The sequence below is a fragment of the Nitrosomonas ureae genome, from assembly GCF_001455205.1.
Taxonomy (GTDB): Bacteria; Pseudomonadota; Gammaproteobacteria; order Burkholderiales; family Nitrosomonadaceae; genus Nitrosomonas; species Nitrosomonas ureae.
Map to the genome: position 1 here is coordinate 1,967,888 of NZ_CP013341.1, position 25,096 is coordinate 1,992,983.

The 25,096-nt window shown below is 41.9% G+C and carries 17 protein-coding genes and 8 pseudogenes; 19 read left to right on the top strand and 6 right to left on the bottom strand.

All coding sequences use genetic code 11. The features are described from left to right. Nucleotide 1 precedes the first annotated feature (1 nt). The 8 genes from rlmN to der all read left to right on the top strand — a co-directional run bounded on the left by rlmN (nt 2) and on the right by der (nt 9,030). Nucleotides 2-1,102, top strand: a complete 1,101-nt coding sequence (gene rlmN / locus ATY38_RS09020) for a dual-specificity RNA methyltransferase RlmN (protein ID WP_062559015.1) — start codon at nt 2-4, stop codon at nt 1,100-1,102. Further along, nucleotides 1,099-1,878, top strand: coding sequence for a type IV pilus biogenesis/stability protein PilW (gene pilW / locus ATY38_RS09025; RefSeq protein ID WP_062559016.1), 780 nt, complete (start codon nt 1,099-1,101; stop codon nt 1,876-1,878). Before rlmN ends, pilW begins: the two co-directional genes overlap by 4 nt. Beyond that, nucleotides 1,875-3,098, top strand: coding sequence for a RodZ domain-containing protein (locus tag ATY38_RS09030; protein ID WP_062559017.1), 1,224 nt, complete (start codon nt 1,875-1,877; stop codon nt 3,096-3,098). The genes pilW and ATY38_RS09030 overlap by 4 nt, the downstream gene beginning before the upstream one ends. 36 nt (nt 3,099-3,134) lie before the next feature. Beyond that, complete coding sequence (gene ispG / locus ATY38_RS09035) at nt 3,135-4,373, top strand: flavodoxin-dependent (E)-4-hydroxy-3-methylbut-2-enyl-diphosphate synthase (RefSeq protein WP_062559018.1); 1,239 nt, start codon at nt 3,135-3,137, stop codon at nt 4,371-4,373. Beyond that, nucleotides 4,373-5,647 carry a histidine--tRNA ligase gene (gene hisS / locus ATY38_RS09040; protein ID WP_062559019.1) on the top strand — a complete coding sequence of 425 codons (1,275 nt, stop codon included), beginning with the start codon at nt 4,373-4,375 and terminating at the stop codon, nt 5,645-5,647. Before ispG ends, hisS begins: the two co-directional genes overlap by 1 nt. Before the next feature lie 30 nt (nt 5,648-5,677). Then, a complete protein-coding gene (locus ATY38_RS09045; protein WP_062559020.1) occupies nt 5,678-6,316 on the top strand; it encodes a tetratricopeptide repeat protein in 639 nt (212 codons plus the stop codon). After that, entirely contained in the window at nt 6,294-7,550 is a 1,257-nt protein-coding gene (bamB, locus tag ATY38_RS09050) for an outer membrane protein assembly factor BamB (protein WP_062559021.1), read from the top strand. The genes ATY38_RS09045 and bamB overlap by 23 nt, the downstream gene beginning before the upstream one ends. 85 nt (nt 7,551-7,635) lie before the next feature. Next, entirely contained in the window at nt 7,636-9,030 is a 1,395-nt protein-coding gene (der, locus tag ATY38_RS09055) for a ribosome biogenesis GTPase Der (protein WP_062559022.1), read from the top strand. Between the two features lie 205 nt (nt 9,031-9,235). Here der and ATY38_RS15835 read toward each other — a convergent pair. Next, nucleotides 9,236-9,408 (bottom strand): annotated as a pseudogene (locus ATY38_RS15835) (IS3 family transposase); the annotation flags it as partial. Nucleotides 9,409-9,530: 122 nt separating this feature from the next. Here ATY38_RS15835 and ATY38_RS17055 point away from each other — a divergent pair. The 4 genes and pseudogenes from ATY38_RS17055 (at nt 9,531) to ATY38_RS09085 (ending at nt 14,413) form a co-directional block, all read left to right on the top strand. After that, a pseudogene (locus tag ATY38_RS17055) lies at nt 9,531-10,833 on the top strand (IS5 family transposase). Between the two features lie 128 nt (nt 10,834-10,961). Continuing rightward, a pseudogene (locus ATY38_RS15495) lies at nt 10,962-11,622 on the top strand (IS110 family RNA-guided transposase); the annotation flags it as partial. Nucleotides 11,623-11,850: 228 nt separating this feature from the next. Beyond that, nucleotides 11,851-12,612, top strand: a pseudogene (locus tag ATY38_RS15500) (IS3 family transposase). 625 nt (nt 12,613-13,237) lie between these two features. Then, the gene (locus ATY38_RS09085; protein ID WP_062559023.1) at nt 13,238-14,413 is read left to right on the top strand and encodes a response regulator transcription factor; all 1,176 of its coding nucleotides are present in this window, start codon (nt 13,238-13,240) and stop codon (nt 14,411-14,413) included. Between the two features lie 149 nt (nt 14,414-14,562). Here ATY38_RS09085 and ATY38_RS09090 read toward each other — a convergent pair. Beyond that, nucleotides 14,563-15,084 (bottom strand): annotated as a pseudogene (locus ATY38_RS09090) (IS3 family transposase); the annotation flags it as partial. A 73-nt stretch (nt 15,085-15,157) separates the two neighbouring features. Here ATY38_RS09090 and ATY38_RS16545 point away from each other — a divergent pair. Together ATY38_RS16545 and ATY38_RS09105 are read left to right on the top strand one after the other, a co-directional pair. Further along, a pseudogene (locus ATY38_RS16545) lies at nt 15,158-16,043 on the top strand (IS3 family transposase); the annotation flags it as partial. Nucleotides 16,044-16,339: 296 nt separating this feature from the next. Next, nucleotides 16,340-17,422, top strand: a complete 1,083-nt coding sequence (locus ATY38_RS09105) for an IS110 family RNA-guided transposase (protein ID WP_062557725.1) — start codon at nt 16,340-16,342, stop codon at nt 17,420-17,422. 12 nt (nt 17,423-17,434) lie between these two features. Here the strand turns inward: ATY38_RS09105 and ATY38_RS09110 are convergent. Together ATY38_RS09110 and ATY38_RS09115 are read right to left on the bottom strand one after the other, a co-directional pair. After that, nucleotides 17,435-17,977, bottom strand: a pseudogene (locus ATY38_RS09110) (IS110 family RNA-guided transposase); the annotation flags it as partial. A 95-nt stretch (nt 17,978-18,072) separates the two neighbouring features. Then, nucleotides 18,073-18,414, bottom strand: a pseudogene (locus tag ATY38_RS09115) (IS3 family transposase); the annotation flags it as partial. Nucleotides 18,415-18,571: 157 nt separating this feature from the next. On the opposite strand from ATY38_RS09115, the gene ATY38_RS09120 reads away from it, so the two are divergent. The 5 genes from ATY38_RS09120 (at nt 18,572) to ATY38_RS09145 (ending at nt 22,947) form a co-directional block, all read left to right on the top strand. After that, entirely contained in the window at nt 18,572-18,892 is a 321-nt protein-coding gene (locus ATY38_RS09120; RefSeq protein WP_062558874.1) for a transposase, read from the top strand. Continuing rightward, nucleotides 18,892-19,506 (top strand): IS3 family transposase, encoded by a 615-nt coding sequence (locus ATY38_RS09125; protein WP_062558875.1) that lies wholly within the window; start codon nt 18,892-18,894, stop codon nt 19,504-19,506. Before ATY38_RS09120 ends, ATY38_RS09125 begins: the two co-directional genes overlap by 1 nt. Nucleotides 19,507-19,774: 268 nt before the next feature. Further along, nucleotides 19,775-20,848 carry an IS110 family RNA-guided transposase gene (locus ATY38_RS09130; RefSeq protein WP_062558876.1) on the top strand — a complete coding sequence of 358 codons (1,074 nt, stop codon included), beginning with the start codon at nt 19,775-19,777 and terminating at the stop codon, nt 20,846-20,848. Nucleotides 20,849-21,236: 388 nt separating this feature from the next. Beyond that, nucleotides 21,237-21,860, top strand: coding sequence for a PEP-CTERM sorting domain-containing protein (locus ATY38_RS09140; protein ID WP_062559025.1), 624 nt, complete (start codon nt 21,237-21,239; stop codon nt 21,858-21,860). A 313-nt stretch (nt 21,861-22,173) separates the two neighbouring features. Continuing rightward, complete coding sequence (locus ATY38_RS09145; RefSeq protein ID WP_235590235.1) at nt 22,174-22,947, top strand: transposase; 774 nt, start codon at nt 22,174-22,176, stop codon at nt 22,945-22,947. A 224-nt stretch (nt 22,948-23,171) separates the two neighbouring features. On the opposite strand, the gene ATY38_RS09150 is transcribed toward ATY38_RS09145, so the two are convergent. After that, a complete protein-coding gene (locus ATY38_RS09150; protein ID WP_062559026.1) occupies nt 23,172-24,038 on the bottom strand; it encodes an NUDIX hydrolase in 867 nt (288 codons plus the stop codon). 169 nt (nt 24,039-24,207) lie between these two features. Beyond that, the gene (locus tag ATY38_RS09155) at nt 24,208-25,080 is read right to left on the bottom strand and encodes a hypothetical protein (RefSeq protein WP_062559027.1); all 873 of its coding nucleotides are present in this window, start codon (nt 25,078-25,080) and stop codon (nt 24,208-24,210) included. Between the last annotated feature and the right edge of the window lie 16 nt (nt 25,081-25,096).

Sequence of the window (25,096 nt, forward strand, 5' to 3'; positions counted from 1 at the left end):
CGTGGCGGTTAATTTGTTAAATTATGATGGCAAAAGCCTAGTTGATTTTTGCACTGAAATTGGTGAAAAGCCTTTTCGTGCAAGGCAATTATTGCGCTGGATTCACCAGTTTGGCATAGCTGATTTTGATTTAATGAGCGATCTGGCAAAAGGCTTGCGCGAGAAGCTTGCCGAACAGGCGGTTATTGAGCTGCCATCGATTATGTCGGATTATGCAGCAGCCGATGGCACACGTAAATGGTTGTTATCAGTTGGTGCAGGAAATGGTATAGAGACTGTTTTTATTCCGGAAAATAGTCGTGGCACTCTATGTATTTCAAGTCAGGTTGGATGTGCATTGGCTTGCACTTTTTGTTCTACGGGAAAGCAAGGATTTAATCGCAATTTAACTGTTGCGGAGATTATAGGGCAGTTATGGCTCGCAAATAAGATGCTTGAAACCTGCAGTGATGATGCAAAATCACAGACCAAAAGAGCGGTTACTAATGTTGTTATGATGGGCATGGGTGAGCCACTGGCCAACTTTGAGAATGTTGTAACGGCGTTAGATTTAATGTTGGATGATCATGCTTATGGCCTTTCCCGGCGTCGTGTAACGCTCAGTACTTCCGGGCTAGTACCTGCTATCGATCGATTACGTGAGCGTTGTCCGGTTGCTTTGGCTGTTTCATTACATGCTCCGAATGATATGTTGCGTGATCAACTGGTTCCAATCAACAAGAAATATCCGATTAAAGAATTATTGGCCGCTTGTCAGCGTTATTTGTCAGTTGCGCCTAGAGATTTTATAACTTTTGAGTATGTCATGCTCGATGATGTTAATGATAGTGTGGCGCATGCGCGCGAGCTTGTGAAATTAGTACAAGGCATTCCCTGTAAGTTTAATTTAATTCCATTCAATTCTTTTTCAGATTCTGGATATAAGCGTTCATCAGCTGAAGCAATAAGAGTGTTTCGTGATGTGTTAATGCATGCAGGGCTTATTGCAACTGTCAGAAAAACACGGGGCGATGATATTGCGGCTGCTTGTGGTCAGCTTGCTGGACAGGTGAAAGATAAAACGCATCGTTTGACTCGATTAAAAATAGAAACGGTTCAGTGAAATTATATTTGCCCTTATTATTTTTATGTTTCATAGGATTGGGTGGCTGTGTGCAGCACAACGCAGAAACCGGGATGCCAATTCAGGATAAGGGAGATCGTGCATTACAAAGCGCAAAAATTCATACGGAGTTGGCAGCTGAATATTTTTACCGGGGGCAATTGGATGTGGCAATTGAAGAAATTAATGAGGCATTGAAGGCACAATCGAATTATGCGCCTGCATACAGTGTGTTGGGGCTTATAAATATGACCTTAAATGAAAACAGTAAAGCGCTAGAAAATTTTGAGCGTGCTATTCGAATGGCACCAAGAAACCCAGAAATTAATAATAATTATGGGTGGTTTTTATGTCAGCGTTTTTCGCAACGCATGGATGATGCCATTAATCATTTTATGGTAGCTGCTAGAGATCCCCTCCATTCAACATCCGAAATGTCTTACACTAATGCAGGGGTCTGTGAAACTAAACGTCAAAAATACATTGAAGCGCAGTTATTTTTTCAAAATGCATTATCAATACAACCCAATTATTCACCTGCAATTATTGGATTGATTGATATTGATTTTGAACGCGGAAATTTGACTGAGGCAAGATCTAAACTTTCTCAGTTTTTGCAAAATTATGCACCTACAGCAGAAAGTTTATTGGTGGGAATAAAAATTGAGCGAGCCTTGGATAATCAATTGGCAGTTGACAGTTATATCTATCAACTGCAAAAGCATTTTCCTGAATCCAAGGAAGCCGTGGCGATTCGAGAAGGAAAGATCAGATGACGAATGTTAATGATGAAATGAATAAAAATGTAGATCAATACACTGAAAATATTGACTCCATCACATCTGATTCTAGTATTGCAACTGAGAATCATTCACCTGGACACGATACTTCAAAGTTGAATCAAGCGATACACGAAAATATGCAAAATTCGGAAACGAGGGGTATCGAGTCAGTTATTGGAGAAAAGTATAACAATCTCGATTCAATTGCTTCAAATTTAAACGTTCATCACCATGAACATATTGAAGTAAGTAATGGCCAGAATGATGTTGTGAGTAGTCTTGAACATATAAGAACCCAGAATGAATTAAATGATATTGATTCTATGGGTATTGTACAAAGTGTTGGGCATTTGCTGCGCAGAGCAAGAGTTAGGAAAAATATGAGTATTGAGGATGTATCAAGGCAGTTGCGTCTTTCAATACAACAGATTGAGGCAATTGAAAACGAGGATTTTGAGAAGCTGCCTGGAAAAACATTTTTGCGCGGGTTTATTCGTAATTATGCCAATCTTGTGCAACTAAACCCCATGCAATTATTACAATTACTTCCAGAGTCAACTCGAATAATATCAACCTATGAGCGGACTCCCTTTAGAAATAAACAATTATCGTTTTCTTCAAGTCGTGAGAACTCTGGTAATAACCCATTGGTGATCGCCGTTATTTTAGCGGTTATGGTTTTAGGCATATATTTAATTTTTGAGAATAATGGATGGAACAAAGATTCTAATACCAGTTCGGTGAGTAGCGCCACTCAATCAGAATCTGGCACTACCTCCATGGAGATTCGATTGCCAATGCCGGCAGCTGTAGATAGCACTGCTAACTTATCAATAATGACTTCAGTGGCCCCTAATACAACTAATGATCGCGGAAATGCAGTAGCAGAACTGAATGCAAAAACTGAGATCCTTCCAACTGAAGAAAATATTATTGCTCAATCTGCCGATTTGCAGAACGCAAAATCCAGTGATTCAGGTAATTTATATTTTAAATTTATTGCGGACTCATGGGTGAAGGTGGTAGATGCTAAGGGTATTGCTTTGTTTGAGCAGCTTATGAAAGGTGGTAGCGAGCAAATTGTCGTAGGTAAAAGACCATTATCGATTGTTATAGGCAATGCATCGGGTGTTAATCTCACCTATAATGACAAGGAAATTAATATTTCTTCTTATAAAAAGCAGGATGGGACCGCGCGCTTTACACTTGAGTAGGCGTACTTGCAACCTCTAGACCTTATACAATTAATTATGTCTGAAAATAGTTTTTCGATAAATCGCCGATCTAGTGTGGGTGTTCGGGTTGGTTCTGTAATGTTGGGCGGTGGTGCGCCGGTCGTCGTGCAATCAATGACTAACACTGATACAGTTGATGAAGTCGCTACTGTAGAACAGGTTGCACAGTTAGCGCGTGCTGGGTCCGAGTTGGTTCGAATCACTGTCAATTCAATGGAGGCCGCAAAAGCGGTAGCGTCAATTCGTGCGCGTCTCGATGAAATGGGATGCTATGTTCCCTTGGTTGGAGATTTTCATTTTAATGGGCATAAATTGCTCACCAGTTACCCCGAATGCGCTAAAGCTTTAGCAAAATTCCGCATTAATCCGGGAAATGTTGGTCATGGTAAGAAACGTGACGAGCAATTTACTACCTTGATTGAGACAGCTTGTAAATATGATAAGCCTGTGCGTATTGGGGTTAATTGGGGGAGTCTCGATCCCGAAATGCTGGCGCGCATTATGGATGAAAATGCAACTTCAAGTGATCCGCAAGACGCTAAGTATGTAATGCGGGAGGCATTAATTACATCGGCATTGGAAAGCGCAGCAAAAGCAGAGGAAATCGGGCTTAATCGCAATAAGATTGTATTATCCTGCAAAGTAAGCGGTGTACAAGATTTGATTAGAGTATACCGCGATTTGGCTGCGCGTTGCGATTATGCGTTACATTTGGGATTGACAGAGGCAGGTATGGGCTCTAAAGGCATAGTGGCGTCTACAGCGGCATTAGCTGTCCTTTTGCAGGAAGGAATTGGTGACACCATTCGCATTTCATTAACTCCGGAACCAGGGGGGACACGCTCACGCGAGGTGATTGTAGCTCAGGAAATTCTGCAGACTATGGGGCTGCGTGCATTTGTTCCACTAGTCGCTGCTTGCCCGGGGTGTGGGCGTACAACCAGTACCTATTTCCAGGAATTAGCCGAAAGTATCCAGACTTATGTGCGTGATGAGATGGTAGTTTGGCGCAAACAATACGATGGTGTCGAAAATATGACACTGGCTGTGATGGGGTGCGTAGTAAATGGTCCAGGAGAAAGCAAGCACGCTAACATCGGAATTAGTCTGCCAGGTTCTGGTGAAACCCCCGTGGCACCTGTGTTTGTTGACGGACAGAAAACCGTAACGTTAAAAGGCGATAATATTGCCAATGAATTTCGTGCAATTGTTGATCAATATGTAAGTGAGAAGTACCCGAGAAAAGTAGTCTGATGGCTAGTGGCGTTAAAGCAATTCGCGGAATGAATGATATCCTCCCGGAAGAATCTTATTTCTGGGAATATTTCGAACAAACGGCGCGGCAGTGGCTTGCTGCTTATGGGTATCGGAATATTCGTACCCCGATTGTCGAGCAAACCGATTTGTTTATTCGCTCTATTGGTGAAGTAACTGATATTGTTGAGAAAGAGATGTATACTTTCATCGATCATCTCAATAATGATAGCTTGACGCTCCGACCCGAAGGCACTGCGTCATGCGCGCGGGCAGCAATTGAGCATAATCTTTTGTATGCTGGGCCACAAAAATTGTATTATGCAGGGCCGATGTTTCGGCATGAGCGCCCACAAAAAGGGCGTTATCGTCAATTTCATCAGGTTGGCGTAGAAGCATTAGGTTATGCTGGCCCTGATATTGATGCAGAACTAATAGTGATGTGTGTTCGATTATGGAAATTATTGGGAATCTCGAATTTGCGTCTGGAAATAAGTACGCTGGGAAATACTGAATCACGCACATTGCATCGTTCGCGACTTCTCAAATACTTTGAGAGGCATCGCGACAAATTGGATGAAGATTCATTACGACGTCTGTATACCAATCCCTTACGAATACTTGACAGTAAAAATCCAGGAATGCAACAAATTATTGAGAATGCACCAAGGTTGATTGATGATCTGGATTCTGAGTCATGGAGTCATTTTGAATCCTTGCAAAGAATATTACGTGAGAGAGGCATTAATTATGATATTAATTTACGTTTGGTAAGGGGATTGGATTATTACAATCGTACCGTATTTGAATGGGTCACCGATAAATTAGGTGCGCAAGGGACAGTTTGTGCTGGTGGGCGCTATGATGGCTTAGTAGAGCAGATGGGCGGAAAATCCACTCCGGCATGCGGTTTTGCGATGGGAGTAGAGCGGTTGTTGTCGTTGATGCAGGAATGTGGGAAAAAGATTCACCAGCCAGATCCTGATATTTATATTGTTTATCAAGGTGATGAGCAAGTTGTCGATTATGCTTGGAAATGCGCGGAATTTCTTCGTGATGAGGGATTCGATGTTATTTTGCATTGCGGCGGCGGCAGCTTTAAATCTCAGATGAAAAAGGCTGATTCATCGGGTGCTGTTTATGCATTGATTATCGGGAATGATGAATTCAGGGCGCAAGAGGTAACTATTAAGCCATTGCGTGAACTGATTGAACAAGTAAGTCTGAAATTAAGCAAGGTTGCTGAAATAATTAATAAAAAAGACTTGTATTAACAATAACTCAAAATTAACCAGGGAAATGCCATGGTAACTTATAATCATGAAGATCAGGAAAGGGTTGATGGACTTAAAGGCTGGTGGGACAGTTATGGTACTGCAATTGTTATTATTATGACAGTAATGTTAGTAACCATCGGAGCTATAAAGGCCTGGGAGTATTACCAGCAAAAGCAAGCGCAGCAGGCGGCGGATTTATACGCTTTGTTGAAGCAGGTACAAGCAGGCAATGATTCAGAAAAAATTAATGATACGGCTCAGTTGCTTATGCAAGGTTATTCATCCAGTGGCTATGCGCCACGCGCTGCTTTGGTTGCAGCACAAGCCGATGTTCATGCAGGGAATAATAAACGGGCGATACAAAACTTACAGTGGATTCTTGATCATGCAAAAGAAATCGAGATGCGTGATTTGGCGCGATTGAGAATTTCCGGGATTTTACTCGATGAAGGGAAATATGATGAAGCATTAAGGCTTTTAGATACTGGATATAGCGAAGCTTTTTCTGGATTATATTTGGACCGTAAGGGAGATATCCAGGTGGCGACACAGAGAATTTCTGAAGCGCGTTTAAGCTATCAGGAAGCTATAAATGTGCTTGATAAGAGTAATAATTACTATAACATTGTACAAATGAAATTGGATGGACTGGGCAATTCTGAATAAGCATTTAACAATTGTTGAATCGAATTTTACTAGACCTAGGCGATTATTTACGTTTTGGATAGTATTTTTTTTATTGCTGACAGGTTGTGGTAGTACGATGAATCCATTTGATATGCGTATTGTTGAAGCAATGAGTACGCAACTATCGGATATGTTTGTAACAGACGAGGTCATCGTTTATGAAAAGGAAGAACTCGATGCTTTAAAATCCGTTGATCCGATTCCATTAAAATGGAAGAATAAAGTCAGTGAAAATGAAATTGCTTCATTCTATGTTGTTTATGAAAATGATGCAGTATATTCAGCTGATGAGGCTGGAAAACTTACAAAATATGAAGCGACAACTGGTAAGCAATTATGGCAAGTCAAAACGAAGCATAGGTTTTCCGCGGGCGTAGGTGTTGGAGAAGGACTTGTTCTGCTCGGGACTTTTAAAGGCGAAGTACTCGCTTATAACGAATCTGGTCATATGCTATGGCAAGCATCAGTCACCAGTGAAATCTTAAGCCCACCGCAGGTCCAAAATAATATTGTAGTTGTGCGAACTGTTGACGGTAGAATATTTGGATTAGATGCCATTGATGGAAAACGGAAATGGATTCATCAAGGCGCAACTCCTCCATTGACGGTGCGAAGCACTGCAGGAATAACACTTTCGCATGGTGCCGTATTTGCAGGTTTCCCTGGTGGAAAAATGGTGGCAATGAGCTTGTTTAATGGCAATATTGGATGGGAAGTTGCCGTTTCTCACCCACGGGGCGTTACGGAGCTCGAACGTATGACGGATATTACCAGTGTACCTGTAGTTAGCGATAGATTAGTTTGCGCGGTTGCGTATCAAGGACGTGTTGCATGCTTTGCCATCAATGACGGCACCCAAATATGGACTCGTGAGTCTTCCAGTAGTGCGGGCTTAGTAATGGATAGTGATTATGTTTATGTAACTGAAGATAAGGGTATTGTTTCTGCATATGATTTGCTCAGTGGAGCCAGTGTATGGAAGCAAAGCAGACTTGGTAGTAAGAAATTAACGAAGCCTGTTATCAAAGGGCAGTATATAGTTGTCGGGGATGATCAAGGAAATGTTAATTTGCTACGAAACTATGATGGAGTTTTAATCGCCCGCTCAGCTACCGATGGTAGCATGATTCAAAATCCTGCTTCTCCATTGCCTGATGGGTTTGTAGTTCAAACAGCAAAGGGTGGAGTGTACGCTTATAGTACACAATTTTAGTAACTCTTCTAAATTCGTCTAGAATCTTAAAGATTCAGCGATATCTTTATTAATGTCACTACCCTGAAGAAAGCTGTAAATATTCATGAAACCTACACTTGTTTTGGTTGGTCGTCCTAATGTCGGTAAATCTACTTTGTTTAACCGGTTGACTCGTACCCGTGATGCTATCGTTGCCGATATCCCAGGCTTGACACGAGACCGACATTATGGCGCCGGTAGAGTGGGAGATAAGCCTTATTTGGTGATGGATACCGGCGGTTTTGAGCCTGTAATTAAAGAGGGTATTTTGCATGCCATGGCAAAGCAGACGATTCAGGCAATTGATGAAGCAGATAGGGTATTGTTTATTGTCGATGGTCGCCAGGGCTTAACTGCACATGACAAAATTATTGCTGAGCAACTACGCAAATCTGGACAGAAAATTCTATTGGTCGTAAATAAAACAGAAGGTATGGCGACTGCCGTTGTGACGGCAGAATTTTTTGAGCTAGGTCTGGGTGATCCCTGTGCGGTATCAGCGATGCATGGTGATAACATCAATGAGTTGGCAGACTTAGCATTGGCGGATTTCCCAGAGGTTGTAGAAGAATTCTCAAGTAACCATCCTAAAATTGCCATTGTTGGTCGTCCCAATGTTGGAAAATCTACGCTTATAAATACGCTGTTGGGAGAAGAGCGGGTCATTGCCTTTGATCAACCTGGCACAACGCGGGATAGTATCTACGTTGATTTTACGCATAAAGACAAACAGTATACGTTGATTGATACAGCTGGATTGCGGCGTCGGGGTCAAGTGCATGAAACCATAGAAAAATTCTCAGCTATCAAGACATTGCAGGCTATCGAAGATGCCAACGTTGTTGTGTTGATATTAGATGCTAAAAATGAGATCTCTGATCAAGATGCTCATATTGCCGGGTTTATACTGGAAATGGGGCGTGCATTGGTCATCGCAGTCAACAAATGGGATGGCTTGGATGAATACCAGCGCGCTACTATCAAAAGTGATTTGAGTCGCAAGTTAGCTTTTCTGAGTTTTGCACAATTGCATTATATCTCTGCGTTACATGGTACCGGAATAAAAAAATTGTTGCCATCGATAGATATAGCATATGCAGCAGCTATGGCTGATTTGCCGACTCCAAAGTTGACGCGTGTTTTGATTGCTGCAGTCGAAAAACATCCACCGCCACGTGGTGGTATGTCGCGTCCCAAAATGCGTTATGCGCATCAAGGCGGATCTAATCCCCCATTGATTATTATACACGGTAGCATGCTGAATCATGTGCCGGAAACCTATCGACGATATTTAGAAAATACATTTCGTGAAATTTTTAAGCTGTGGAGCACTCCATTACGGGTTGATTTTAAAATTGGCCATAATCCATACGCTGATAAAAAACCTGCTCCTCCAACCGAAGCAGAAGCGAGACGCGCACATAGCCGCAGACGGCGGAATCGGAAAAAATATGGATAACATATAAAATATGTGTTTGATAGTTGATTGTGAAATCAAAGTGATTATCAAGTGAAAACACAGATACGAATAAGACAACTTAACCATGAGAAACGGGCGCTTATTAGTTTTTGTTCCGAATTGGGGGAAGTTTTTGATGAAGTGAATGCTTACTACTCCAACAGTATCAAAGTGAGATATGTTGTCAAAAATAGAGTCCATAGGTTTAAGCAGCGAGTAGATTTGCATAGACTGCTGCGAAAATTGTGCAGGCGATAAATAACCTAATTTTTCTTGCTTGCGCTGTCGGTTATAGAATATTTCGATATATTCGGTAATTTCCTGAATGGCTTGTTGCCGTGTTTTGAATCTCCGATGGTGCACCAGTTCGGTTTTAAGTAGTCGCCCCTGAAATATCACCAAGCTATTGATATTAGGGATAGATTCTATTAATTGCGATGATTGTAACGACCGAAAATGTTAAAATGACGGTTATTTTCTGGTTGAAATGGTGATTAAGAATGCTAAGACGTAGCAGTACGATTCATCACCGAATTTGTTTGGAACAGATTTGTTGATGCAGCTTGATCCTGCTGACCCATTGCTGAAGCTTGCATCGGCGATACCATGGCAAGCGTTTGAAGAATCATTCTCGATTCATTACACGGCGTTGACAGGAGCGCCCAGTAAACCGATCCGACTGATGGTTGTGGGCTATTGATACTGAAACAGTTAGAGGATCTGAGTGACGAATCGGTGGTATTGCAATGGAAGCGCAATCCGTACTACCAGGCATTTTGTGGTCTGAAAGAATTCCAGCGAAAATTGCCCTGCCACAGCACGGCACTGGTTCACTTTCGTAAGCGCATTGGCGCTGAAGGCGTAGACCGGATTTTTCAAATGAGCGTTGGTCTGCATGGAGACTTGGCACAGGAAGATGTCATCCATGTAGATACGACGGTCCAAGAGAAGAACATCACATACCCGACCGACAGCAAGCTTGCAATTAAGATCATCAATCGCCTGAACAAGATTGGCAAAGTGCATGGTGTTACACAACGACGTACCTTTGTTAAGGAAGTCAAATCATTGCGGCTGGCGATCCGGCATTTCCGTCACGTTACCAAACGAGCGCAAGCCAAACGTGCCCTGAAGCGGCTTAGAACCATTGCCGGTATTTTGATGCGGGAGCTCGGGAGGCAATTACCGCAACACTGTTTGTTCGAGTGCTACCAAAGGGATTTTCTCTTGTATGAACGGATTCTTGCGCAACAGCCGAAGGATAAAAACAAGATCTACTCGCTGCATGAATCGCAAGTGTACTGTGTGGCCAAGGGAAAAGATCACAAACAATACGAATACGGCAGTAAAGCATCGATAGCCAGTACCGCAAAAGCAATTTGATCGTCGGTGTTGTCAGTCATGAACAAAACCGACATGACAGTCATACGTTACCGGAAATATTGCGTCATGTGGAACAATCGCGCGGGAGAGCCGCTAAGCAAGCCGTATGCGATCGCGGCTACCGTGGCAAACGTGAAGTCAATGGAACCCAGATCATTTTGCCTGGAAAAGGACTCAAGAAAGATACCCGGTACCAGAAAGACAAGAAGCGAAAACAATGCAGGAGGCGTGCCGCGATTGAACCCATCATAGGCCATTTGAAATCGGATTATCGCATGACGAGAAACTATTTGAAGGGTGCTGTGGGTGATCGCATTAACCTGCTGATGGCTGCCGCCTGGAATCTCAAACTAATGGCTGTTGCCCATTTTTTTGTTTTTCTTCCCGTGGCGAAGATTACAAGTTTCACAGATTCTTTGATAGATCAAAATTAGCCTGTTCGTTTACTTTATTGACAAACCATCTTTTGAAACCACTGATACAAATATAGCGATTGATGGGGTTTTTCAGGGACGACTAAGTAGGGCACGCCCGACAAGAAGATTACAATGATAGGCATTGATTTAACAAAAGAAGTATTTCAGATTCACGAGGTAGATATGCACGGCAAGGCTGTGCTGCGCGAGCAACTGCGCCGCAGCGAGATGGTTGGTTCGTCGTCAATCTTGAGTCTTGCCTGATTGGCATGGAAGCTTGTGGTAGTTCACACTATTGGGCAAGAAAGCTGGGCGAATTGGGGACATACAGTCGAGCTCATGTCACTCCCGGTTTGTAAAGCCCTATGTGAAGACCAACAAACATGACCTGGCGGATTCAGAAGCGATTTGTGAAGCAGTGAATCGACCCAACATGCGTTTTGTATCGATCAAAAACGTTGGACAACAAGCATTCCTGTCGATGCACCGTGTCAGACAGGGATTCGTCAAAGCCAGAACCGCGCAGGCAAATCAGATACGCGGCTTGCTCTCTAAATTTGGTATCGTGCTGCCCCTGGGAATCCGATCGATCAGCAAACGTATGCCGGATATTCTGTAAGATGCCGAGAATGGTTTGCCAGGCATCCTGCGCAAGTTGTTGGAAAGATTAAATGACCATTTTAAGAAATTGGATCGTCAAGTGGAAGAACTAGGGCTGCAGATGAAGCTATGGCATAAGGAGAATGAAGCTAGTCAGAAACTGGAGGCCATTCCCGGTATTGGCCCGATCACACTTGGGCATTGTCTGCTGCCCAGCCTGATCGGGCCGGTGTATTGGTAATATTGTAATAGAACGAGTTTAAGGAGAAAAACTTTCACTGATTGCACAGGCAATTATGACGTGATGGCGAGAATGGTCAGGCCGTGAGTGGCTAAACCTAAATTTGACCAAGTGCATAGAGAGCACGTTGACCTGATAAGGAGCTACTCAGCGAATTCCATCAGGGACTGACGCGGTTTAATGAAACCGGACATTCCAGTTAAGAGAAAGCAATATACAAAGGAATACAAATTAGATGCAGTCAGTCTGGTATTGGATCAGGGCCATACGACATCGGAAGTATCTCGGAGCCTGGAAATCAGTGCCAATATGCTGAGGAGGTGGATCAGGGAATACCAGGCAGATGAAGCTGATCAGTCATTCCGGAGTAATGGGAAACTGACACCGGAGCAGGAAGAAATACAAAGTGACAACCAACAGCAATCACAAACAACCTGTGTTCGAGAACAAGCTGAATCGACAGTTTGATGTTAAAGCCCCGAATCAAGTCTACGTTGGCGACATAACCTACATTTGGACCCGGGAAGGCTGGCTGTGTCTGCCTGTCGTCATTGATTTGTTTTCCAGGAAAGTAGTTGGCTGGAGCATGAACTCAAGAATGAAAGCGAGGTTAGTCTGTGATGCATTGAGAATGGCTATCTGGCAACACCAGCCACAAGCAGGATTGATAGTACAGTCGGATCGCGGATCGCATATGCCAGTAAAGAATACCGACGACTCCTAAAAATACATGGCTTTACCGGTAGCATGAGTTGTTTGGAAAATTGTTGGGATAATTCAGCGGCTGAAAGCTTTTTTGGCAGCCTCAAACAGGAGCGAATCCACTGGCGGCATTACCAAACCCGTCATGCAGCACAGCAAGATGTGCTGCAGTATATTTCCATGTTTTATAGCAACCATCGACCGCATTCATACCTGGGGTACAAAAGCTCGAATCAATAGGAAGCGGAAACAGAAATATTGAAAAAATCGCTTAACTGGGTTGTCCGCTTTTACTTGACCAGGTCAGCATTTATGTCAGTTTTATCATGTGGGTTTTGTCACATCCCAATTATATAGACTTTGTTAATATATAAACGTAGCTCAATAGATCAATTAAAAATTAACGAACAATTTGGAATTTGTTAACTAGAGTAGCTTGACGATTAATTTTTATCTTAAGTAATCCATCAATAAAGGGATAATATTTCTTATCTGTAACAATTTTCACAAATGACATTAAAATATTTAAAGTTATATGAAGAAAATCCGTATTTATTTTTTAATTAGATAATAAAATACTAAATTAGTATGTAAAGAGAAAGAAATTTCTAATGATTACTTTTAATATTGAGCCATAGTATTTTGATTATTAATTACATATCAATAAAATAAAAATGCTAAGCAGAGAAGCTTATTAAAGGTTGCTTTATTTTAAAAAAATACACTTTAACAATTGTAAGATTTGTCTAAAAATTTTTTATATAATCAATCCTATATCAATAGCTTAAATAATCTTCGCTTGCAGTAAGATGAAGAGAGATATGTTAAAATAAATATGTAGCAAACCTGTTTAAAGGTAAAGATAATGGCCAACAAAGCAGAGCAAGCACTAGTAAGAATTTCACATAAACATAAAGATGATATCAACGTGTTGGTAATCGTTGACAAATATGTTTCCGGTAAGACTTTGAAGAATATAGCTGAAGAATGGGAATATAATATCATCGGCATTTGTACTTCGAGTCAAGAAGCTTTAGTTAGAATAAATAAAGATAAGCCAGATCTTATTTTAACGGATATGGAATTAAAGAGTTGTGATGGAATAGATTTGGCACAAAATTTAAATTTACAATCGGACAATGTGAATCTTTGCATATATTTTACGGCTTATGCTAGCGATTCCATTGTACAACACATAAAAACGATTGCTACTGCGATGGGCTGTAGTATCACTAAGTATGGTGCAGAGAAGAGATCTTCTGATTTTGAGTCTTGTTTTTGCCAGCATTTTGAAATTAATGATGCTAATAGTATGGCCAATCAATTTGCAGTACAGCCGATTAAAGTTCTGCTGGTTGATGATCAACAAATAGTACTCTGGGGATTGGAGAAATTAATAAATAGTAAACAGCCAAGAATGGCGGTTATTGGTACAGCATCAAATATTTCGGATGCTAAACGGCTTGCGATTGAGAAGAGACCTGATATTCTTATATTAAATACATATCTGAATGATATTGATTGTGTGAATTATATTCCAGATTTTTCTAGTAATGGAAATACACGAGTGGTGATTTTTACCGATACCCAGGATAAGGAGATAATTGATCGTGCGGTACTAAGTGGGGCTCGAGGTATTGTTCATAGAAAAGAATCGACGCAAACGATGCTTAGAGCTATAGAAAAAATTCATGATGGCGAATTATGGCTTGATCGAATAACGACAGGCCGCATTTTGCTACATAATTCACGCATGAGAAGTAAATTTTCTCCTGATAGTAGTATTAATAAGATTACGATGCTGACTCGTAAAGAGTGCACAATTCTTAGAGCATTTTCAGATGGAACTGGTGGGGAGCAAAACAAGCAAATTGCTGCGAAACTATGCATGAGTGAACATACTTTGCGTAATCACCTAACTTCTATTTTTAGCAAATTGGGAATTAAAAATAGATTCAGCTTATTTGCTTATGCTAAGCAACATTTTCAATATATAGAATCAACCGTAGGTAGGTCGTTGGGTAATCCTCCCCAATATTAAAGGTGCAATACAGTAGGATTTTCTATTTTAAACGAAGAGGAATTTTACTGATGAAGAAGCAGCGATTTACGGAAAGCCGGATCATACCGATATTGAAGCAAGCTGAGGGTTGAATCGCCCCGGATTTTCCGGAGACATGTTTTCTTGAATCAAGCTGCATCAGCTGACTCTTCCTGTTGGCGATGATACGCCTTTTCAAATTCTGCCGGTGGGACATATCCGATTGCGTCCAGCAGTCTTCGATTGTTGAACCAATCCACCCATTCCAATGTGGCAAATTCTACTTCTTCGATACTACGCCAAGGACCGCGATGCCGTATGACTTCGGTCTTGTACAAACCATTGATGGTTTCGGCTAGCGCGTTGTCATAAGAATCTCCGATGCTTCCGACAGAGGCGTCAATATTTGCCTGCGCCAAACGTTCCGTATAGCGAATCGATAAATACTGGCTGCCTCGATCACTGTGATGAATCAATCCTGAGATTCCCCGCCGTGCCCATAGCGCCTGTTCCAATGCATCCAGTATCAGTTCCGTTCGCAATGAACGACTCACTCGCCAGCCAACAATATACCGGGCAAAAACATCGGTGATAAAAGCCACATAAACAAATCCTGTCCATGTCGCTACAAATGTAATATCCGCCACCCACAGTTGATTGGGCCGGGCAGCTATCGCTTGAGGTATTCTGATTTTCAAGGAGTCCGAAGTTTCATAAAATAAGAACATGAAATGGAGGATGGAGATGGAATTACCCCGCGCACAATATAGCCAGGAATTTAGGGAGCAATCAGTTAAGTTTTTTAAAGAAAGTGGATTAACTTTGGTTGAGGCAGCAAAACGGCTTTCTTTACCGGAAAGCACATTAAAGAATTGGGTTTATGCTGACAAACGAGGAGAACTTGCATTGGTAGGCAAGCATCAGAAGCCGCTGTTTAAACTTGAGTTAGAGCTATCCAGAGTTAAACGTGAATTAGCAGAAGTCAAGATGGAGCGTGATTTTATAAAAAATGTGTGACGTATTTCGCGAAGCTTAGTTGTTACATTTGGTGGTGAAAGAGGGTCTGATTGAATCGATGCGACAAAAATATCCGATTGCGCTCATGTGCCGGGCATTTGATGTTTCCGAGAGCGGCTTTCATGCCCAAAGGACTCGCCCGGTCTGTAAACGTAAGCAGGAGAATACAAGACTGGAAATAGAAATACTGGCCGCACACCAACGTACACGAGAGACCTACAATGCCGAGCGCTTGCATTATGACTTGGCGGATCACGGAGTACAAACCACGCCATACCGCGTTAGAACATTGCGCAAGAAATTGAACTTGCGTTGTAAGCAAAAACTGAAATTCAAGGCGACCACCGATTCTAAACATCATTTACCGGTTGCGCCCAATATTCTGAACCGGGAATTTGCTGTTAACGCACCTGATAAAGTGTGGGTCAGTGACATCACTTACATCCCTACAGACGAAGGTTGGCTGTATTTGGCTGGCGTAAAGGATCTGTTTAATGGAGAACTGGTAGGCTATGCCATGAATGAGAGAATGACCAGGAGCCTGGTTATACAGGCATTATTTCGTGCAACAGCGAAAAAACATCCGGACAAAGGACTCATTGCTCACTCGGATAGTAAGAATACATGCACCAGATTTCAATAATGAGTTGACTCAATTATTGAATGAGTAATTATTGGAGCTCTGGTGCCGTAAGGGTTGCCAAGTTTCCTGACCCCCACTCTGATCGACCACAATTTGTGTCATTCCTCGGATCTGTCGGTTACTTGGCAACATCTGACGGTGAGGTTTCACCTCGCCTTTGTCTGTGACCCAAGAAGGGCCTGATCGCTTATCTCTTTACTGTCTTGTCCTGACAATCGGTTTCGGTGAATCCCTATCAATAACTGTATTCAAAATGGGGAACGAAAATGAATAATCAATCATTATCCAATCATCAAACCATTGTTGGGGGAGTCGATACACACAAAGATCTTCATTTCGTCGCTATAGTCGATGCCTATGATCGAGTACTTTCCAGTAATTCTTTCCCAACGACGCGACAGGGTTATAAATCAATGTTGGATTGGATGCAATCTTTTGGTGAGGTCAAGCGCATTGGAATAGAATGCACAGGGACTTATGGTGTAGGCTTGTTAAGATATTTACAACAATTTGATATCGAAATTTTAGAGGTTACTGCACCAGATAAAACAATTCGGCGCAAACGTGGTAAAGACGACACAATTGATGCGGAAAATGCGGCGCATGCAGCATTTGCTGGTATACGCACCGTCACACCTAAAACGCGTGATGGCATGGTCGAATCGCTACGGGTTCTCAAGATGTGTAGGAAGACCGCCATTGCAGCTCGCCGTATCGCACTACAAATGATCCAAATGAATATTATCTCTGCGCCAGAAGCGATTCGTGAATCACTACGCACAATGACTCGAATGCAATTAATCCGTACCCTTGCTGCCTGGCGACCAGATCTGAGTGGGTATCGTGATATATCAACTGCATACAAAATTGCATTGAAATCGCTTGCACGACGATATTTGGAGTTACATGACGAAATTGCAGATTTGGATGTGATGATTTCCGTCATTGTTGATGAATTAGCCCCCGAACTGATTACAGGCAAAGCCATTGGATATGAATCTGCGGCACAGCTACTCATTACCATAGGAGACAATCCGGAACGCTTAAAGTCTGAAGCTAGCTTTGCGGCGTTGTGTGGTGTCAATCCAATTCCTGCCTCATCAGGCAAGGTCAATAGGCACAGGTTAAATCGTGGGGGTGATAGAGCGGCTAACAGCGCGCTGCATATTATTGCTATAGGACGATTGCGGATAGACGCCAGAACTAAAGAGTATGTTGAAAAGCGTTTAACTCAGGGTCACACTAAACTTGAAGCACTTCGTTGCCTTAAACGTTATATCGCAAGAGAGGTATATTACACTTTGAGAAAGAGAAATAATTTAATCAATAGCGCACAAATTGCAGCTTGACATTTAGAAGGGCATCAGTAAATGACGCATTGATCCTGGTAAATCGTTTCCAGCATCTTCCAGAATATCCGGCACCCGATTGATAATCGAACGGATCCCTTGTGGGATAACAATACCAAATTCAGAAAGCAGGCCGCGTATCTGATTTGCCTGTGCGGTTCTGGCTTTGACGAAACCTTGCCTGGCACGATGCACTGACAAAATGGCTTGTTGCTCAATATTCTTGATCGATACAAAACGCATGTTGGGTCGGCTTACCGCTTCGCAGATCGCTTCCGCATCTGCCATATCATGCTTGTTGGTCTTGACGTAGGGTTTGACAAATTGGGGTGACATGAGCTTGACGGTGTGCCCAAATTCGCACAGCTTTCTCGCCCAATGGTGTGAACTACCGCAGGCTTCCATCCCAATCAGGCAAGGCTCCAGATTGGCAAAAAACTTTGACATCTCGCTACGGCGCAACTGCTTGCGCAGCAACGCCTTACCATACATATCCACGCCATGAATCTGAAATACTTCTTTTGCCAAATCAATGCCTATCGTTGTAATCTTCATGTCGGACGCTCCTCTCTTATTTAGTGGGCTTTATTGCACTACTACTTTGGCACTTCGATGCCGTTTAGGGTAGTGGGCGTCCATTCCATTACATCAAATTGCCGGTTAACCTTGTCCGTTGGCCGGTCAAGCAAATCGTCCGAAATGGTTGTCCAACACTTTTTGCCGCGTCGAACACCTTGTATTCCAAGCTTCTTCATTAACCGCTCGACCGTACAACGAGCAACACCAATACCTTCTCGCAGCAACTGCCGCCATACTTTGCGAGCACCATAAACTCGGAAATTGTCTTTCCATACCCGCTGTATATCAAGTTCTAGTCTCATATCCCGCTTGATGCGGTCAGGCAATCGATCGGGATCTCGCTCGCGCGCTTTGTGTTCGTAGTAGCTCGACGGGGCAATCCAGATTTCATTGCAGATTGGCTCGACCCCGGATTCCGCTTTGTTGCTATCGACAAATGTCACCATCATTTCGGTCGGCGGTCAATGGAATGGACGCCTTCATCTGATGTTGACGTATAACTCTCAAATGGGACATTGGAGTTGCCCCCTTTGAACGGACACATTATGTTCTGTTTAAAGGAGAAGTAAGATGACACAAAACTACAAACCTGCTTACCCACCGGAGTTTCGTCAGCAGATGGTGGAATTGGTAGCATTAGGCAAATGCCCCAAGCAATTATCCAAGGAATTTGGATGCCACTACACTTCGATACAAACCTGGTGTCGAGCAGCAGGTGTACCAATTAGATCAAGCCAGGCAATTGCTTTCGCTGCGACATCGAGTGTTGCTTCCTTGAGTGCCAACGAACGGCAGGAACTGCTGGAATTGCGTAAGAAGCTCAAGCGTGTGGAGATGGAGCGTGACATATTGGCAAAGGCTACGGCCTGGTTTGCAAACAACAAGGATTGATGGGGAAGGTGTACCAATTAATCAAGGCAAACCGGGCCCAATTTCCGGCTCGTGTTCTATGCGAGACACTCGGTGTATCGCACAGCGGTTACTATGACTGGGCAAAACGCACACCCAGCCGACGGGCCATTACCAACTGTCGATTGATCGAGCAGATCATGGCCATATACCGTACCAGCGATTGTACGTATGGCCGTCCCCGCATTACCGTTGAATTAGCCGATCGTGGAGTCAGGGTCAATCATAAGCGCGTAGGCAGGTTGATGCGTGAAGCTGGAATTAAAGGGGTGAGTCGCAGGCGAGGCTTTGTGATCACGACTCATCGGAATAAGCGTGACCGCCCTGCACCGGATTTAGTGCAACGCCATTTCAAGGCAGCTAGCATCAATCAACTATGGGTTGCGGACATGACTTACATTCCTACCTGGGCAGGGTTCCTGTACCTGGCCGTGGTCATCGATGTATTCAGCCGTAAGGTAGTGGGCTGGTCTTTCGGTGAAACCATGACAGCAAGCCTGGTGATCAGTGCGTTGAACATGGCGTTAATCACTCGTAAACCGGGCAAAGTGATTCACCATAGCGATAGTAAGAATACTTGCACCAGATTTCAATAATGATTTGACTCAATTATTGAATGAGTAATTATTGGAATTCTGGTACCGTAAGAATTGCCAAGTTTCCTGACTCTCAGAGCGATAGACCGTCAATAGTGTCATTCCCTGGATCTGTCGGTTATTTGGCAATATCTATCGGTGAGGTTTCACCTCGCCATTGTCTGTGACCCAAGAAGGGCCTGATCGCTTATCTCATTACTGTCTTGTCCCGGCAATCGGTTTCGGTGAATCCCTATCAATAACATCATTCAAAAATAGGGAGCTGAGAATGGATGACAATCATCATGGCATAGTTGGAGGAGTTGATACCCACAAAGACATACATTTCGCAGCCGTAGTCGATACTTACGATCGAGTGCTTGCCAGTAATTCTTTCTCCACAACACGGCAAGGATACAAATCAATGCTGATGAATTGGATGCAATCTTTTGGTGAGGTCAAGCGCATTGGAATAGAATGCACTGGGACTTATGGTGCGGGTTTGCTAAGGTATCTGCAGCAGTTTGACGTCGAAATTTTAGAAGTTACCTCACCTGATAAAATGGATCGACGCAGACGCGGCAAGAACGATACAATCGATGCGGAAAATGCGGCCCATGCTGCATTTGCTGGAATACGAACCGTCACACCTAAAACACGAGATGGCATGGTGGAGTCGTTACGAGTTCTAAAGGTATGTAGGAAGACTGCCATTGCAGCTAGACGTATCGCACTCCAAATGATCCAAATGAATATTATTTCCGCACCAGAGTCGATTCGGGAACCGCTCCGTGCACTGACTCGCATGCAATTAATCCGTACTCTTGTCACTTGGCGGCCAGATCTGGGCGGGTATCGTAATATATCAACTGCATACAAAATCGCATTGAAATCTCTTGCACGGCGATATCTGGAATTGCATGATGAGATTGCGGATCGGGATGTCATGATCTCAGCCATAGTTGATGAACTTGCTCCCGATCTGATTGCAGGTAAAGCCATTGGTTATGAGTCTGCTGCACAATTACTCATTACCGCGGGAGACAATCCGGATCGATTAAAATCCGAAGCTAGCTTTGCCGCATTATGCGGTGTAAATCCAATTCCTGCTTCCTCGGGCAAGGTCAATAGACACAGATTGAATCGCGGCGGTGACAGAGCCGCTAATAGTGCACTGCATATTATCGCTATTGGACGACTAAGGACGGACAATAAAACTAAAGAGTATGTTGAAAAGCGTTTAACTCAGGGTCACACTAAACTTGAGGCGCTGCGGTGCCTTAAACGCTATATTGCGCGAGAAGTTTATTACATTCTGAAAAAACGCAACAATCTTATCAATAGTATCCAAATTGCTGCTTGACATTTAGAAGGGCATCCAGGGCAGTCAATATACCAGTGTTGAGTTCGGCAAGCGATGCAGGGAAATGGGTGTGCATCCCTCTATGGGCAGTGTGCAGGAATCTTTTGAATGCTGTGGTACTACCTTGACCTTGAATTCCGCTGCGTGATTCCTTCTTCATCTTTTTCATACATTTGCTCGGGCCGCATGACATTCTGCCTAATTTATTAGGCAGAATGTACCATTAAGGCCTTATAAAATAAGGAGTAATAGACTATGGAAAGAAATTTCTCCAACGATTAACATGAAACTGCTGCAAATTCAAATATTGAAAGTACGTTGGAAAAGTTTTCGCAGATGCGATTTGATCGACACAAATTACTTTTATTAATTTTTTAGAGAGATACAAATGAATAAGATATATTTAATACAACGAACATTTATGGCAACTGTATTGTTGATCGTAAGTAGCTCTGTGAGTGCAGGATTGTCTTTTGTAGTTACCGATACAGCGACGCGAACCGAAGCATTTAATATTGAAGGGTTTGCTACATTGTCTATCGGCTCGTCATTGAGTGTCGGTCATCTTGATGTCACGGGTCCAGGATCGCAGATGATTTCCTATACTTTTTTAGGTCAAGAATCCGGATATAACAATAAGTTTTATGATGTCTCGAGTGGTAATGCATTGTTTGAATCTGATCCAATTGGAACTTCCGTTAGCTCTTTGGTTAATATATCAGGTCCGTTAAGTTTTAAGTTTGAGGGTAATGTTGAAAAGTTTGCCGTGAATGGCGGGCCTTGGGACAAAGGTACCTCGATAGGACTGATTGGGACAAATATGCAGGTGGGATCTACGGTTTATGATTTTGTAATAGGATACAACGATAGCGCAGGCCAAAAGTATCTGGGTGATTGGGATGATTTTGTTATCGGCGTCAGTGCAGTTCCAGAGCCAGAAACCTATGCCATGCTGTTAGTTGGATTAGGATTGATCGGATTTTCGTTGCGCAATCATAGCAGATCAGTTTAATAATAAAAAAATAGTAAATAAGTTTCTTTTTTAGGAGCCTCTTAAAAAGAAGAAGCGATTTGTAGAGATTCAATTCAGCTTCGGAATTGAATCTCTTTTTTTATATCTAGGATTAGGCGATTAGCTTGTGTTTTGAATGGAGTACAGAGTTGATAAGCTGCATCTGCATACAGCTATAGCCATTTCTTCTTTTTGAAATAAATAATTAGAGCTTACTCAAAAAGTATAAATATCTGATTATATTGAGTAATGGTATATTTTTTGGTAAAATAGTGCACGTAAATATGTGAATTAACACCAAAAGCCGTGCACTATGATTCGTTATGTCAGTCAAAAGCAACTGCCCCTCGAAGGATTTGATACACCGCCGGGCATGATACTTGATCCCACTAATCGCTGGGTAAAACTGAGAGATTGCATACCGTGGGATGAGTTGTCCGAGAGCTACTATAAGACGTTATGTTCAAATCTGGGCCGCCCAGCCAAAGATGCCAGAATTGTGATTGGAGCGGTGATTATTAAACATAAATTATCGGTCTCAGATGAAGAGACTGTTGAACAGATTCGAGAAAATCCGTACCTGCAATATTTTATTGGTCTGAAAGGTTTTCAAGCGCAGGCACCCTTTGCGTCATCATTACTGGTTGAGATACGCAAGCGCATGGGTCAGACAGTATTTGATGAGTTTCATGAGGCGATCATCGAAACGGTTGAACCTCGACGGACAAAGAAGTCATTCAAAGCAAGTGATGATGACAACGACGGCAATGATGTGTCAAATAGCGGTGATACGGGCAGCAATGACGCGGGTACTGCAATGGAGGCAGACCAATCTTTGGCCGATGAGCTTCCGCGCAATCACGGCAAATTAATACTGGATGCGACCGTTGCAGAACAGGCCATACGCTATCCGACAGATCTTGGACTGCTGAACGAAGCGCGTGAATTAAGTGAGCGTATCATTGATGAACTGCATGCCAAAAGTAACCGGGCACAGAAAAAGAAGCCGCGCACTTATCGCGAGATTGCCAGAAAAGCCTACCTCAGCCTGGTCAAGTTAGGGGGTAGATATACCCAGGGGTGGTAATGCCAGGAAAAAATGTCACAAACTTGGTAATATAAAAAAATTTAGTTATATAAGGCAAAATCAAAAACAGTATATGTTGATGAAATAATTGGTAAAGATGTAATTATCCTTTTACCGCTTCAATCTCTGCGGGTTTAATTCCACGCCCCCTTGGGGCGAAAGCTGGTTGAAAACCAGCAGATTGTAGAGCGAAGTTAATACCCCGCTGCTTGCAGTGCTTTATTTTAAGAAATTGCGAGCAATTTTTCCATGAAAAGAAGTTCAGGAGAGGCTTTATGTGATGATATTTTTCTTTTGGTATTATCAAGTTCTATGAAATTAAAGCTTTTCACCTCGTTGATGTTATGAGTGATGGTTAAACCATAAAGCGATTCAACGATAACTACAGCAAAAACCTGCATTGCCAATCTTTCCAAATCCCTCCATATTCCTAGTATTTCAATTTTTTCATCTGAAAGAATTAAACCCAGCTCTTCCTTTGCTTCACGAGTTATTGCATTACAAATCAAATTACTGAGGAATCCACTTTCAGTTGAAATATCTTGAACTTCAATTCCGCCTGAAAAACTAGTGTGACGACAACTAGGATATAAAACAAGATTATCAGTTCGAATCGTTTCCAGAATTTTATATCTTTGAAACCCCACTTTCTGAACAATAAGTCCTGAGACTCCAAATTTTGATGGAAAAAATCTAGAATCAGGAGCTAAAGGAGCACCATTACTTGTTAGATATTGACGCAGAGTAGTGCTACGTTCTGCCGCGCGATCGAATGTATATAGAGTATTCAGAGAACGAAAAAAAGAAACATAATAAGTGTAGCTAAGAGGCCGAATTACGCATTGATTACCGGAAATATTATCTAATGATAGGTGACTTAGGCTTTCGTATTTTATATCGTTAAGAGGCGGATTTACTTGTTTGATTAGGTCATTCGTAAATCTATTAACTGAGTTTTCATTTACCAATTGATCAAAAAAAACATAGTGCAATTTTTCTAACTGGCATTTGCTAATAAAAGGTTGATATTGACTTCCAAAAGTCAGCTCAATATTGGGATATATAGTTTTCCAGTGCTTATGGTTGTACAAAGTTAAAGTAAAATAGTTTTCTATTTAAAATTATTTTGTTAACAAGAGTGTAATAGAATTTACTATTTTATTAAAATAATTATTTTATTGATAGAGTCGAAAATATTTTAGTTAGATGTGAAGCTTGTTTCTTAAATGAATTATTAACTAATGGATTTATTCTTTATTTCTAATCTTTTAGAGCTCCCTGGTACTGTGTGTTCAATATCTCTCTTTTTTTTCTGTAGAGTGCATCAACTAACGGTGGGGAAGAGTATCTAGCCATTTGATATGCTTGTATTATTTTTGTGGCTTTTGCAAGAGGAATCGCTTCAGGTTGGTTTTTAAATTCTTTTAGGAGTGCTTTTATCTCTTGAAATATGAATTTGCTATTAACTGCAAAACGTTGATAGGAAATATATATATTAATAAAACCTAAAGTAATAAGCGTAGAAACAAGTAAGCATGATATCGCTAGTATTTTGTTCAGTGGTACAGATAAAGTCGTTGGCGGTAAAAGCACGGCAAACCCACCTAATAAAACAATAAGAAGAATAAGCAATAAAAACGAATAATTTTTGATGTATGCCTCAGTGTATTCAGCCAATTTATAGCTAAAGTAAGCGCTTTCCCTTATCAATTCTAAAAATTTTACCATTCCATTTCCTGCTTGAATAACATGATAGGTACTGTCTTTATCTTCGTTAAGTGCGCTATTTTTGTCATTATCATTAAGCTTGTTATATTCTGAGTATAGTAAATCTGTATTTATCTCTTCTCCAAAAGCTTCGTAAATTTCATATTGTTGCTTCAATAATTCTGCATTGTAGTGAACTGCATTTCCAGTAATTGTAAGCATATAGCTGAGGAGTCCCGTAGATGCCAAAATAACAAGATGTAGCTCCTGTAGTATATCAGCTGAATATAAGCCTATATAAATTGCATATATCATAATAAAAATGCGGGTAAATACTGAGTAAAACCAAAGTGATTTCCATTTCCTTTTACGAAGTCCAGCCACTTTCCTAGCATTAATATTGATGGTGTTAGGTATATTGCTCATATTATGGAATTTATAA